This window comes from Bradyrhizobium sp. 142, assembly GCF_023074015.1.
Taxonomy (GTDB): Bacteria; Pseudomonadota; Alphaproteobacteria; order Rhizobiales; family Xanthobacteraceae; genus Bradyrhizobium.
The window spans coordinates 51,729-65,445 of sequence record NZ_JADPKQ010000399.1; the positions used below are offsets into that span (position 1 = coordinate 51,729).

Genomic DNA, 13,717 nt, shown 5'->3' on the forward strand with positions numbered 1-13,717 from the left:
ACTCGATCGGTTGAGGCCATCATGAGTGAGCCGCAGTTGGCAACATCCAGGATTGTGATCGTCGGAGGCGGAGCCGGCGGATTGGAGCTTGCGACGCGCCTGGGCGATAAATACGGACGCAGGGGAAAACTCGATATCACGCTGATCGAGCGAAGCCGCACGCATGTGTGGAAGCCGAAGCTTCACGAAATTGCCGCGGGGAGCATGGATATCTCGGCCCACGAGGTCGACTATCTTGCGCAATCCTACTGGCACGGCTTTCGCTACCGCATTGGGGAGATGACCGGGATCGATCGGGATCGCCGTCAGGTGCTGGTGGCGCCGTACTTCGACGCCGAGGGCCGCGAGGTCACGCCGAAGCGGACCTTTGGCTATGATGTCCTTGTCATCGCCATCGGAAGTCAGAACAACGACTTTGGCACGCCTGGCGTCGTGGACCATGCAATCAAGCTCGATTCGCACAGCGATGCGAGACGGTTCCACGAAAGAATGGTCAATGCGTGCATCCGTGCGCATGCCCAATCGTTGCCGCTGGGAGCGCACCAGTTGAAGGTCGCGATCATCGGAGCCGGCGCGACCGGGGTAGAGCTTGCGGCCGAACTGCACCGAACGACGCGCGAAGTGGTCGCGTATGGCCTGGATCAGGTCGATCCGCAGAAGGACATCAAGATCACCTTGATCGAAGCCGCCGAACGGGTGCTTCCAGCGTTGCCGGAACGGGTGTCGAGCGAGACGGAAAAATTACTGGCCAAGCTCGGGGTTAATGTGTTGGTCGGCGCCAAGGTCTCCGAGGTCGGCGCCGACCGGGTCAATCTGACGGATGGCCGGACGATCCCGGCCGAATTGATCGTCTGGGCCGCGGGCGTGAAGGCGCCGGATCTCCTGAAGGATATCGCCGGCATCGAAACGAATCGCATCAATCAGCTCGTTGTTCGGCCGACGCTGCAAACAACCCGTGACGACAATATTTTCGCCATCGGCGACTGCTCGGCCTGCTCATGGGGAAAACATGGCAATGTGCCGCCTCGGGCGCAGGCGGCTCATCAGCAGGCGTCCCACCTCTATTCACAGATTCCACGGTATCTCGGGCGTCATCCTCTCAAGTCCTATCGGTACCGCGACTTCGGATCACTGGTGTCGCTCGGCGAATTCAGCACGGTCGGCTCGATGATGGGGGCGCTCGTCGGCGGCAACCTGGTCTTCGCAGGCATCTTCGCAAGGATGATGTATCTGTCGCTCTACAAGATGCACGAACACGCGCTGCATGGTTCGGTGAAGGTGGCGCTCGACACGCTGGCCCGCCTGATCACCCGGCGCACCGAGCCGCACGTGAAGCTCCATTGATTGCAAGGCACGAACGGCACGGGTGCGGTATCGGCCGTTGTGCACTTGATTGGCGGTGGGCGCTGCGCCGAACCTGGAGGGAATGCTGATGGACGTTGTGTTCCTTGCGCGCATCCAGTTCGCCGCCAATATCACGTTTCATATCCTGTTTCCTTCGATTTCGATCGCGCTGGGCTGGGTGCTGCTGTTCTTCCGGCTGAAGCATCTGCGTGCGACCGATCTGCAGCAGAAGATGGATTGGCTCCGCGCCTACCGGATGTGGACCAAGATATTCGCACTGACGTTCGCGCTCGGGGTCGTCAGTGGCGTCACCATGAGCTTCCAGTTCGGCACCAACTGGCCGGGCTACATGGAGCGCGTCGGCAATATCGCTGGCCCGCTGCTCGGTTATGAAGTGCTGACCGCTTTTTTTCTGGAAGCCGGCTTTCTCGGCGTGATGCTGTTCGGCCACCGCCGGGTCGGGGAAGTGATCCATCTAGGATCGACCGTCCTGGTCGCGTTCGGCACCATGCTAAGCGCGTTCTGGATCCTGGCCTTGAATTCTTGGATGCAGACGCCGGCGGGCTACGAAATCGTCGATGGCCAGTTTCACGCACAGAACTGGCTGGAGATCGTCTTCAATCCGTCCTTTCCGTATCGCTTCGTCCATATGATGCTGGCATCGGCTTTGACTTGCGCGTTCCTGCTGATCGGGATTAGTGCATGGCAGCTTCTCAAGGGCGTCGCGACCGCCAGTGCCTCGCGCGTGCTGCGGACCGGGCTGATCCTTGCTGCGATTGTGGCGCCGGCGCAGATGGTGGCGGGTGACTTTCACGGGCTCAACACACTCAAGCACCAGCCGCAGAAGATCGCGGCGATGGAAGGTGTCTGGGAGACGGCGCGGGGCGTTCCGCTGTTGCTGTTCGCGATCCCGGACGACGCGGCGAAGATCAACCGCTTCGAAGTGGCAATTCCAAAACTTGCTAGCCTGATCCTACGGCACGATCCTGACGGCGAAATCAAGGGACTGAACGAGTTCCCATCGGCCCATCCGCCGGTCTTTCCGGTGTTCTGGTGTTTTCGGATCATGGTGGGGACCGGCATCCTGATGCTGCTGGTGAGCTGGTTCGGCCTGTGGCGCCACTGGCGCGATCGCTGGGATTTCACAGCAATGCCGCGGCCGATGCTCACGCTGTTCGCGGCAATGACCTTTGCCGGCTGGGTTGCGACCATTGCCGGATGGTACGTCACGGAGATCGGGCGCCAGCCCTTCATCGTTGCCGGCCTTATTCGAACCAGCGACGTCGCCTCGCGCGTCCCGTCGACGAGTGTTGCCCTGACGCTCGCCATCTACATTGCGCTCTATCTGGCGCTGCTCGCGGCCTATGTCGGCGTGCTGAAATACATGTCGGAAACCGCGGAGAAGATCGCGGGCGGAATCGTGCCGGCGGACCTTGCAGACGGCTCGCGCCAAATTCAGCGCCAGGGGGAATTCGCATGATCGCGATGTCATTCGACGAACTGCTTCCGCTGATCTTTATCGGGCTGATGGGCGTGTCGCTGCTGGTCTATGTCGTGAGCGATGGATACGATCTCGGCGTCGGCATGCTGATGCATCGGGCGACACCCGAGGAGCGGGATACCATGGTCGCGTCGATCGGCCCGTTCTGGGACGCCAATGAAACGTGGCTGGTTCTGGGCGTCGGTCTGCTGCTTGTCGCTTTCCCCAAGGCGCATGGACTGGTGCTGTCGGAATTGTACCTGCCGACCGCGCTGATGCTGGTTGGCGTGATCCTGCGCGGCGCCGCCTTCGACTTCAGGGTCAAGGGCAAGGCGAGCGGGAAGGCAAATTGGGACCGCCTGCTCATTGCCGGATCGATGCTGGCATCGGTATGTCAGGGCTGGATGCTCGGCCGCTACATCAGCGGTTTTGGTGAGGGCTGGAATTATCCGATCTTTGCTGCGGCAATCGCGATCGCGCTGCCGATGGCCTACGCGCTGCTCGGCGCGACGTGGCTGGTGATGAAGACGGATGGCGAACTCCAGCACAAGGCGATCGAATGGAGCAAGATCGCCTGGCCGCCCATGGTGCTTGGCCTGATCCTGATTTCGATGGCAACACCCTGGATCAGCGAGACCGTTCGCGCCAGGTGGTTTGCCCTGCCGGCGATGATCGCGGTGGCGTCGATTCCGATCACGACGGGGATCGCGCTCATGGCGGTGCGCCTTCTACTCGGCTCGCCCGCCGTGCGCGGCAGCCTGTGCTGGCTGCCTTTCGCCTTGCTCGTGTTGGTCTTCGTGCTGAGCTTCCTCGGCCTCAGCTACAGCATCTATCCCTTCGTGGTGATCGATAAGCTGACCGTCTGGCAGGCGGCCAGCAGTCCCGAAGCCCTCAAGGTCATCCTGATCGGTGTGTGCGTGACGCTGCCCGTCATTATCGCCTACACCGGATTTTCCTATCGCGTATTCCGGGGCAAGACCATAGAGTTAGACTATGCATGAGCGGTCGTCCGTCGTGGCTGGCGCGCTCCGGATTTTCCTGGTTCCCGAGATGACGGACCTTCCATCGCTACTGGACGTCAGGGGGAAGCCCAAAGCCAATTTGGTGGCATCCAGTTTCACGGGCTGGCTGGTTCGCGGCGCTGCAGGTCTCGCGCTGGTCGCGGCCGCTTCTTGGCTTGGATATGCCGTGGCTTTCCAGCGGGGCCTGGACCATTTGCGCTCCGCCGCCCAGCAGCGGCTGACCGTGGAATCGGCTCGGCTCGACGGTTATCTTTCGCGTTTCGAGTATCTTCCGTCCTTGCTCGAGACGTCGCCCAGCGTCTTCCAGGTGCTGGCCGATCCTAACCCTGCACTGCAGCACACCGTCAGCCAGTACTTGAAGTCGATCAATCTGCTGGCCGGAGCCGACAATCTCTATGTCCTGGGTGTTTCCGGTGCGACGCTGGCGGCCGCCGATTTCGACCAGCCGGGTACGCCGTTCGGTGAGAACCTGTCCTATCGCCCCTATGTGAGCGAAGCGCTCTCCCGCGGTCGAGGGGCGTTTTTCGGCGTCGGCATTACCAGCGCCCGCGCCGGCTACTATCTCTCCTATGCCCTGAAGCGGGGCGGAGAGACGAGGGGTATCGCCACCGTCAAGGCCAATCTGGATTCGTTTGAGCGCGCGTGGCGCGAGTTTGACCGCGACATCATTCTGCTTGACGAGCGCCGGGTCGCCATCCTTGCCTCGCGCGACGAGTGGCGCTTTCGACCTATGGCGGCGCTGTCGCCTCAGATGCATGAGGAGATTTCGCGATCCAAACCATACGGCAACCACGAGCTGAAGCCGCTCGGATGGAATTTTGTCGCGCAGTTTTCGGACGGCGCTGCCCGCGTCACCGCAGAGAACGGAGCTGCCTATACAATCAGCGAGCAACCGATCAATCACGATCTGTGGAAACTTGTTCTGCTCGACGATGAGGCACCGACACGGCAGACCGCGCGCATCATGGGTGCGACGTCGGGTCTTGCCACCATCGCGGCCCTGCTGGCGCTTGGTCTCGTCCTGCAGCGCAGGAGAGAGACCAAGCAACGTCTGGCCAATCAGGCGGCGTTGCAGGCGGCGAACGACATGCTCGAGACCCGGGTGCAGGAACGAACGGCGGAACTGCGGGCCACGCAAGATGAACTGATCCATTCCGGCAAGCTGGCTGCCCTCGGTCAGATGTCGGCCGGAATTGTCCATGAATTGAACCAGCCCTTGGCTGCGCTGCAGACTGCGGCCGACAACGCGATATTGCTTGTCGATCGCGGGTCGATCGGCGATGCCCGCGGCAACCTCACCCGCATCGGCGAACTGGTACGCAGACTCGGACGCCTGACTAGTCAGCTGCGGGTTTTCGCCTACAAGTCAAGCAGCCCGCTTGACACCGTCTCTGTCGAACACGCCGTGGCTGAATCGCTCAAGATACTTGCCGCGCGCATCAAGGAGGGCGGCGTCGCCGTCGAGTCGAACATTGACGCTGGTCTCACCGTCATTGCCGATCAAATCCGGCTTGAGCAGCTGCTCTGCAACATTGTGGCGAATGCGCTGGATGCCGTGGAGAGCGCCGAGCGAAAGTCGATTGCGATCCGGGCAACCAAGGAAGACGGGCAAGCGGCCCGCTGCCGCATCGCCATCAGCAACAGCGGTCCTGCGATCGCCTCCGATGTTCTGCAGCGCATGTTCGAGCCTTTTGTGACGACCAAGCCTGCGGGCAAGGGGCTTGGACTCGGTCTGATGCTCTCCAACCACATCGCGCGAACCTTTGGGGGCGAATTGCGCGCGCGGAATCTTCCGGATGGTGCCGAATTCGTCGTGATCCTTCCGTTGGCTGACATAACAAAGGTGGCTTCGCATGGGCGATGACCAATCGATTGGCGTGATCTACGTCGAGGACGACGACGATGTCCGGATCGGCGGCGTTCAGGCTCTCGAGCTTGCGGGGTTTTCGGTCTCGGGATTTGCGTCGGTCGAGACCGCCAACGCATCCATGCGCTCCGACATGCCCTTTGTCGTGGTCTGCGACGTCCGCCTGCGCGGCAAGAGCGGCCTTGAATGGCAAGCCGATCTGCGCAGGCTGGATCAGGATCTGCCGGTGATCCTGATCACCGGGCATGGCGATATTTCCATGGCCGTGCAGGCGATGCGAAACGGCGCCTACGATTTTATCGAGAAACCATGCACCTCGGAGCAGCTCGTCTCGGTGGTGCGTAGAGCGGCCGAAAAGCGGCGGCTGACGCTCGAGGTGCGCTCGCTGCGGTCGGCGCTTGCGGACCGTCACGGTATTGAGGCGAACCTGCTCGGCCGCTCGCCGCAAATACAGCAAGTGCGCCGGCTAGTTTCGACGTTGGCCGCGGCCAATGTCGACGTCACGATCTATGGCGAGACCGGAACCGGCAAGGATGTCGTCGCGCGTTGCCTGCATAATCACAGCGCGCGAAGCGGCGGCAATTATGTCCCGGTGAATTGCGGCGGTCTTCCTGAATCTCTGGTCGAGAGCGAGTTGTTCGGCCACGAGGTGGGAGCATTCACCGGCGCGTCCCGTCAGCGCATCGGAAAGATCGAATATGCCAATGGCGGAACGTTGTTCCTCGACGAAATCGAGAGCATGCCGCCGAGCGTACAGGTGAAGTTGCTGAGGTCGCTGCAGGATCGGTCGATCGAGCGAGTCGGGACGAACAAGCCAATCGCGGTGGACTGCCGGGTTGTGGCAGCGAGCAAGACGAATTTGTTGGAGTTGAGCGAAAAGAAGCTGTTTCGCGCCGATCTTTACTATCGCCTCGGCGTCGCCTTCATCGAATTGCCGCCGCTTCGCGAGCGGCGCGAAGACATTCCACTGTTGTTCGAACACTTCACGCTGGATGCCGCCGGGCGGTTCGCGCGTGACGCGCCCATGCTGGACGAACAGACGCTATCTGCCCTGCTAGCCTATTCATGGCCGGGAAACGTACGGGAGCTTCGTAACGTCGCCGATCGCTTCGTGCTCGGGGTGCTCGATGGCAAGGCCATCAACAAATCGGGGTTCAGCGCCTCGGATCTGGCCTTGCCGCGGCAATTGGAAAACATCGAGCGATCGATCATCGAGGACGCATTGCGGCGCAAGCAGGGCGACGTTCAGGCGACCGCCGCGATCCTAGGTATCCCGAAGCAGACGCTGTACGACAAGATCAAGCGCCTTTCCGTGAACGTTGACGGGATCAGGGAAGCGCCGTCGTTGGCGCGGGGCTGACGGCCAAACCGGCCCGATGCGCCCAGATAAGGAAGGACAGCCAGCACGAAGCCGTCCGTTACAGGAAACGGAGCCAGTAGTTCATTTTCTGGAGTGAGGGATAGTGATGAACCGACCGTTCAACGTGCCTGACGAATTCGTCGAAGGGTTCATGAAGGCTGGCGCGAGCCTTTGGCGTTCGCTGGGATGGATCCCAAGCGCCGATCGCGACGGTGCCGCGCCTGCCGCGGCCGCGAGTTCGCCGGCGAAAATCGCCGGGTTGCAGGCCGACTATCTGAGGCACCTGTACCAGCTCACCGACCAGGTCATCAAATCGGCTGCGGGTGCGCCGGTCGAAGGCGGCGTCGAACCTGCACGCGGCGATCGCAGGTTCAACGCCACGGAATGGCGGGAGAACTCGCTGCATAGCCTGCTGAAGCAATGCTATCTCCTGAATTCGCGCTATTGCACCGACTTCGTCGAAGCGCTGGACATGGACGAGAAGGAAAAGCACCGGCTGCGTTTCTTCACGCGCCAGCTCGTGGAAGCGATGAGTCCGACCAATTTCATCGTCACCAATCCTGATGTCATAAAGCTTGCGACCGACACCGATGGTCAAAGCCTCACGGCCGGGCTGAGCAATTTGATGTCGGATCTTGGCAAGGGCAGCCTGACGATCACGGACGAGAGCGCTTTCGAGGTCGGAAAGAACGTCGCGGCGTCCCGCGGCGCTGTCGTATTCGAAAACGATCTGTTCCAACTGATTCAATATGAACCGACGACAGAGCAGGTGGCCGTTCGGCCATTACTGATCGTGCCGCCTTGCATCAACAAGTTCTACATTCTCGACCTGCAGCCGGCCAATTCCTTTGTCCGGTTTGCGGTCGAGCACGGCATGACGGTGTTCGTCGTTTCCTGGCGGAACCCGGATGACTCGTGCGGGCATTTCGAATGGGATGACTACGTCGAACATGGCGCCATGCGCGCCATCGAGATCAGCAGATCGATTTCCGGCGCCGACAAGGTGAACGTGGTCGGCTGGTGCGTCGGCGGAACGATTCTTTCGTCGGCGCTTGCGATCCTGCGGACGCGCGACGACGACTCGGTCGCCAGCGTGACATTGCTGACGACGATGCTCGATTTCCGCGAGCCGGGCGACCTCGGCGTGTTCGTGGATGAAGAGAGCGTGCGCCAGCGTGAGCAGACGATCGGCAATGGCGGCATCTATCGCGGCGCCGAGTTGGGATTCGTCTTCCAGACCCTGCGTTCGAAAGAGCTGATATGGCCGAACGTTATCAACAATTATCTGAAGGGAAAGTCGCCCGAGCGTTTCGACCTTCTGTTCTGGAACGCCGATGTGACCAACCTGCCGGGACCGATGTATTGCTGGTACATCCGGAATATGTACCTGGAGAACAATCTTCGGGTACCGAACCGGCTGACGATGTGCGGCACGTCCGTGGATTTGGGGCGGGTCGATCTGCCAGCTTACGTTCTGGCGACCATCGAGGATCACATCGTGCCCTGGCGATCCGCCTATCGAACGACGGGCCTCTTCAGGGGTGATGTTCGTTTTGTTCTCGGAGCGAGCGGGCATATTGCGGGCGTGATCAATCCGGCATCGAAGAACAAACGGAGTTTTTGGGTGTCAGACCAACGATGCGACGACTCGGCGGCATGGCTGGCGAGCGCGGACGAAAAGCCGGGCAGTTGGTGGAACGACTGGTTCGCCTGGCTCAAGCCGTTGGCGGAAGAGCAGCTACCGGCGCGGATGCAGCTCGGCAGCAACCTCTATCCTCCAGGCGAATCCGCACCGGGTCGATACGTGAAGGCGAAGGCGAACTGAGAACATCAATTGCGAGCAAGCGTCTGATTTAATTGCCGCAGTATGGCTGAAGCTAGCTCAAACTTGCCCATGATGGACTGGACCGATTCATGAGCCAGCAGAAGCGTCGAATTTTCAACGCGGCGAACTCCGGATTGATCCTTGTTCAATTTGAGCAATCGGCCGGGCCTACACTTCCCCGTGGGTACCGCATGGGCATCCTTCGGCGCAGAAGCACCTCGAAAATGCAAAATGCGGAACTGGCAACTCGCGAGACGACGCGAACGATAGTAGTGTGACGCGCCAAACCAAGCGCACTCGCAGTTGGAGTTTTCCCTGTAAGCCGTTGATCTGCGGCGGTCGGATGTTGGCCAATTGGAAAAATTCTCTTGAGAAATCAATGGCGGTACCGTGTCTCTTAATCAGCGGGTCCAAGGTTCGACCCATGGAGCGCCCACCATCACGAAATCGATATTTGCAGAAGATCGTTGGACCTCGGTCATGACACCATGAGTCTGGGGGCTGTTGCAGTGAGCGACGGCGCTTATGGTTCGCCGCGATATCCGCGCCGCTTCTCGCATCTGGTCGATAGGGCAGATCGGGATGTCGCAGCAGGGCAAGGCGGGCTAATCCGAGTCACATCGAGACGATCTCGGAGCCCGGCCCAACAGGCAGCCGGAGCAGCGATGGCCGCGATGGGCCATGCCAGAGCGCAATTGTCGTCACGACGGCATGTGTCTTCGGGGAACTGACCGGATCCTCACCGGTTCCGGGATTTACGGGATAGGCCGGATAGTCTGCTCCCGCAATGGAGAGCCGCAGCCGTTCACCCTTCTTGAGCGTTGCACAGGTGGCCGCCAGTTTGAGCCGGTATCGTCCCGGCGTCGCACTGCGATAGTGTGCATAGCCGCTCGAAATCTGAAGTATCCTCTCATCAAGAAGGGTCACGAGCGAAAGGATGCAGGAGAGGTCGAAGCTGGGGCGATCGCAGCTCAGGTCGAGTTCGACTTCGGGTTCACCGGCCACCTCGATCTCGCGCTCAAGGGCTTCCGTTGTGAAGGTCACGACGTCGCCGCGTTCGTCGGTGACGCGGCGATCGACCGGACCAGCCGGCACACCGTAATAGCCGCCGATGGTCGGCGCGGGCCGCCACGGGTCATGCACGATGTGCTCGACATTGTCCTCCGCATTCTGTCGAGGGCTGAGAGCGCCATCTCGCGTGTCCATCGACGTCCGACCCGTGCCGCCCAGAAACAGGTCGTGCGTGCTGTCCGGCAGATCTTGATACCGCCGCCATGTTCTCAGCCCCATGTCGAACAGCTCGATCCCTCCGCGTTGCTCCTCGCTCGGTAGCCTCTTGAGAACACGATCAAAGAACCGGATGTGATCGATGTCGACGTTGCGCTGCGCCTCTGGCCCGAAGTCGACCGCGCCGACCGTGCGCGCCCAGGGAAAATGGCTCCACGGGCCGACGACGAGCTTGGTGTCCTCACTGTTGGTTGCGAGTGCTCGGAAAGCCTTGATCGTCGCCGTCAGGAACGGGTCGAACCAGCCTCCGACAAACAGCATCGGCAAATGGCGCGCGCGAATGGTGTCCACGCTCGTCTCGGGTGAAATGCGGTCCCAATACGGTGCATCGGCCGGCGTCTCGAGCCAATCCATGACATGCGAATAGTGCCGGTACTTCTGCAGCAGCTGTGGCATCGCCGCGATCGGGCCGTTGAACGGCATGTTACCTGAGGCGGCTTGAAGGGCGCTGAAGGCATCGTCATCGCCTGCGCGTCGTGCTGCCTCTGCCGTGATCTGAATGCCCCAGCCGATCATGTGCTTCATCTGCAGGGCGCCGTTCTCGTAAGCCCAGTGCGCCGGATTCCACGGGCCCATCGCCGGCGCGAGGGCCTTCAGCGAGGGGCAGTCTCCTGCCGCCGCAAGCAACTGGTTGTAGGCTTGATAGGAAAAGCCGTACATCGCGACAGTGCCATTTGCGCCATCGAGACGTGCCGCCCATTCGACCGTCGCGGCGCCGTCCTCGATTTCGGTTTCACCGGGCCTAAATGTCCCCTCTGACGTGCCGCGTCCCCTGACGTCCTGGACCACGACGATATAGCCATGTGAGGCGTACCACGATGGATGCGCGTAGCAGATGCTGCATGCGATGCGCCTGCTGTAGGCCTGGCGCTGCAGCAGAACCGGGTACGATCCAGGCGCCGCCGGACGGTACACGTCTGCATCGAGCCGTGTGCCGTCCTTCAACGTCATTGTTTCAATTTTGGGCGGCAGGACGGGTAATCGAGGGGGCCTTGCTGACATCGTCTCAACTCATCGAAGTGAATTCATGCGCTCAAGCCGCGGTGCGTGACGGCGTCCTCAACCGGTGATCGACGGTGTGACGTCCGCCGTCGGTCTTATTCGTGAGAGCGGATATTCGTCGACCTCCGAGATCAGCTTGATCAAGCGACCGGCCGCGCGGTCGATAGCCGTGTGGCCTCGCTCACCATCGGCGAGGACCGCATTGCCGCAGGCTCCCTTTGGATTGATGTCCTGCATTTGCCAGCCGAAGCCAACTGAGTTGCTCTCCGGCATGAGCATTTCGAATTCTGTCTCCAAAGTCTGAGACAGCGACCTGAAATCCTCCGCGAGCGCCATGTCGACGAGGTCCGGATGCAGATAGAGCATCGCGCTCGTTTCGATTTCGCCCCCGTGGATGCCGTGCTTGCGTTCGGCGGCTGTGAACAGGTCTGACATATCCGTGAAGCGCGACCATTGCGAGGAGACGGCCAGCATGCCCAGCCTGACACGCAACTCGCGGCAGACGATCTCCATGACCTGCGGCTGCCCTCCATGCGAGTTGACGAAGACGACCTTGCGGACCCCAGCTCTATGAATGCTTTCGCAGACCTCGTACCAGACACGGCCCAGAGTTTCCGCGGAAAGCGTCAGCGTGCCGGGGAACGCGGAATGTTCGTTCGATTTGCCGATGGACATCGTTGGCAGGATCAGGGCCGGAAAGTCGTCGGCCATGCGCGCAACCGCGTGCTGCAGGATGCCGTCGACGATGGCGGTATCAACACGAACAGGCAAATGGGGCCCGTGTTGTTCGACAGCGCCGACCGGCAGGACAGCGACAATCCTGCGCATATCAAGGCGGCGGAAATCCTCGGCGGAGAGGTCCCACCACCAATGCGATCTTAGCTTCATTTCAGTCGCCTTCCGTTTCAGCACCCCGACGGGTCTCGTCCCTCAGGCGGCCGCCAATGATTGTTGGCTATCTGAGCGAGCATGAAAAGCGCTTAATTTCGTCTGTTGCGTTGCTCTTTGGGCAACGCTGTCCTGAACGCGCCGGCGACGGCGATGACGGCGCAGCCAGTGCATGTCAGCCGGCAACTTCCCGGATCATTGCTTTGAGCATCTCCGCCAGCACGCTCGCGATGGCGCTGGTGCCGCGAATATGGCCTACCAGCATCAGCGCCTGCGCATCATGAGAGAGCTCGCGAACCGTAACATAGGCAAGCCGCCCGGCACGTCGCTCGAACTCGACGTCGAATGGGGTCAGGAAGCTAATGCCGTCATTCAGCATCACGGCATGCCGCATGATCTCAATTGAGTTTGTCTCGATGGCCGGCTGCAGGTCGATCGCGGCACGGGCGAAGGCCGCGTCAAGATAAGGGCGAATCGCGCTGGTGGTATCGGCGATGACGAGGGGGTAATCGATGCAATCGCCGAGGCGAATGCCGGTTCGCTTTGCCAATGGATGGTTCGGTGCCATCACCGCGCCAAGCCGACCGACCCCACGAGCGAGCACTTTCAGATTGCTGTCCTTGCCGAAGTCGAATCCGATGCCGAGGTCCGCTTCGCCACTGGCAACAGCGAGCTGAATCTCCGTTCCTGTATTGAAAAGCGTCAGGTTCAGCTTGACCCGCGGATTGGCGGCTCGAAACTCCTTCACCGTGCTCGGGACGAGGTTCGAGGCGAGACCGCTCATCATCGCCACCGTGATTTCGCCCCGTCGCAGGCCTTTCAATTCCTCGATCTTTACCTGCGTCCGGCTCAGCTCCTTGAGCGTCTGGCGGACATGTCCGATCAGGACTTCTCCGGCGGCCGTGAGGATCAGCTTCTTGGGGAGACGCTGAAAGATCGGCGTTCCTAATTGTGTTTCGAGTGCCAGAATCTGGCGGCTGATGGCCGATGCCGCGACATTGAGGCGGTCCGCCGCCTTGCGGATCGAGCCGGTGCGGGCGACTTCGTCGATGTAGTTCAATAGCCGGCTGTGAAGCATATCCGAGGCCCCTGACGAATTTCGCAGGATGGTGGGTCGTTGCCGAAAAGGCAACGGGTCTGTCGAATCAAAGCGCTTTGACGTGATGTCGAGGCATGCGACATCCATGATGGCGACAGGCGCACCGTGTAAGGAATTCATCATATGTCGTTCAGCGTTGCCGAGCTCACGCGTGCGAAGGCCTTCCGCATTTCGCCGAAGGACACTAATTATTTCGCAGTCCTGTTCGATCAGGTGTCGGACCGGATCGGAAGCATCTTCGTCATTGAGATATTCCAAGCTGGTGGGGCGACGCCCCCCAATGAGCACGCCTCGGCATATGAGTTCTTTCATGTGCTGCACGGCGTGGGTGTTGCGCGCTGCGACGGAAAGACCCTGCCGATCAAGAAGGGTGACTCGCTCTTGTTGCATCCGGGCTCCGAGCACGTCATCGAGAACACGGGGCCAGGCAAGCTCTATACGCTCACCGTAATGACACCCAACGAGGGCTTTTCCGAACTGATCCGCAGCGGCGAGCCGGTCGAGCTCGACGCCGAAGACATCCGCGTTCTGCAGGGGCTCTAA

The 13,717-nt window shown here is 60.8% G+C and carries 10 protein-coding genes; 7 read left to right on the plus strand and 3 right to left on the minus strand.

Annotation, left to right across the window (positions count from 1 at the left end; genetic code table 11):
- The first annotated feature begins 21 nt into the window (after positions 1-21).
- From IVA82_RS37005 to phaC, 6 genes are all read left to right on the plus strand, one after another.
- The gene (locus IVA82_RS37005) at positions 22-1,344 is read left to right on the plus strand and encodes an NAD(P)/FAD-dependent oxidoreductase (protein ID WP_247388313.1); all 1,323 of its coding nucleotides are present in this window, start codon (positions 22-24) and stop codon (positions 1,342-1,344) included.
- Between the two features lie 88 nt (positions 1,345-1,432).
- Entirely contained in the window at positions 1,433-2,824 is a 1,392-nt protein-coding gene (locus IVA82_RS37010; protein ID WP_247388314.1) for a cytochrome ubiquinol oxidase subunit I, read from the plus strand.
- Entirely contained in the window at positions 2,821-3,825 is a 1,005-nt protein-coding gene (locus IVA82_RS37015) for a cytochrome d ubiquinol oxidase subunit II (protein WP_247388315.1), read from the plus strand. The genes IVA82_RS37010 and IVA82_RS37015 overlap by 4 nt, the downstream gene beginning before the upstream one ends.
- Positions 3,818-5,710, plus strand: a complete 1,893-nt coding sequence (locus IVA82_RS37020; RefSeq protein ID WP_247388316.1) for an ATP-binding protein — start codon at positions 3,818-3,820, stop codon at positions 5,708-5,710. Before IVA82_RS37015 ends, IVA82_RS37020 begins: the two co-directional genes overlap by 8 nt.
- Positions 5,700-7,073: a sigma-54 dependent transcriptional regulator gene (locus IVA82_RS37025; protein ID WP_247388317.1), complete on the plus strand. Its 1,374-nt coding sequence runs from the start codon at positions 5,700-5,702 to the stop codon at positions 7,071-7,073. The genes IVA82_RS37020 and IVA82_RS37025 overlap by 11 nt, the downstream gene beginning before the upstream one ends.
- A gap of 151 nt (positions 7,074-7,224) precedes the next feature.
- Entirely contained in the window at positions 7,225-8,898 is a 1,674-nt protein-coding gene (gene phaC, locus IVA82_RS37030) for a class I poly(R)-hydroxyalkanoic acid synthase (protein ID WP_247388360.1), read from the plus strand.
- 615 nt (positions 8,899-9,513) lie between these two features.
- Here phaC and IVA82_RS37035 read toward each other — a convergent pair.
- From IVA82_RS37035 to IVA82_RS37045, 3 genes are all read right to left on the minus strand, one after another.
- Positions 9,514-11,136 carry a CocE/NonD family hydrolase gene (locus tag IVA82_RS37035; RefSeq protein WP_247388318.1) on the minus strand — a complete coding sequence of 541 codons (1,623 nt, stop codon included), beginning with the start codon at positions 11,134-11,136 and terminating at the stop codon, positions 9,514-9,516.
- Positions 11,137-11,244: 108 nt separating this feature from the next.
- Positions 11,245-12,075, minus strand: coding sequence for a creatininase family protein (locus IVA82_RS37040; protein ID WP_247388319.1), 831 nt, complete (start codon positions 12,073-12,075; stop codon positions 11,245-11,247).
- A 175-nt stretch (positions 12,076-12,250) separates the two neighbouring features.
- Positions 12,251-13,486, minus strand: a complete 1,236-nt coding sequence (locus IVA82_RS37045) for a LysR family transcriptional regulator (RefSeq protein ID WP_247388320.1) — start codon at positions 13,484-13,486, stop codon at positions 12,251-12,253.
- On the opposite strand from IVA82_RS37045, the gene IVA82_RS37050 reads away from it, so the two are divergent.
- Positions 13,388-13,717 carry a cupin domain-containing protein gene (locus tag IVA82_RS37050; RefSeq protein ID WP_247388321.1) on the plus strand — a complete coding sequence of 110 codons (330 nt, stop codon included), beginning with the start codon at positions 13,388-13,390 and terminating at the stop codon, positions 13,715-13,717. The two genes, IVA82_RS37045 and IVA82_RS37050, sit on opposite strands and share 99 nt — an antisense overlap.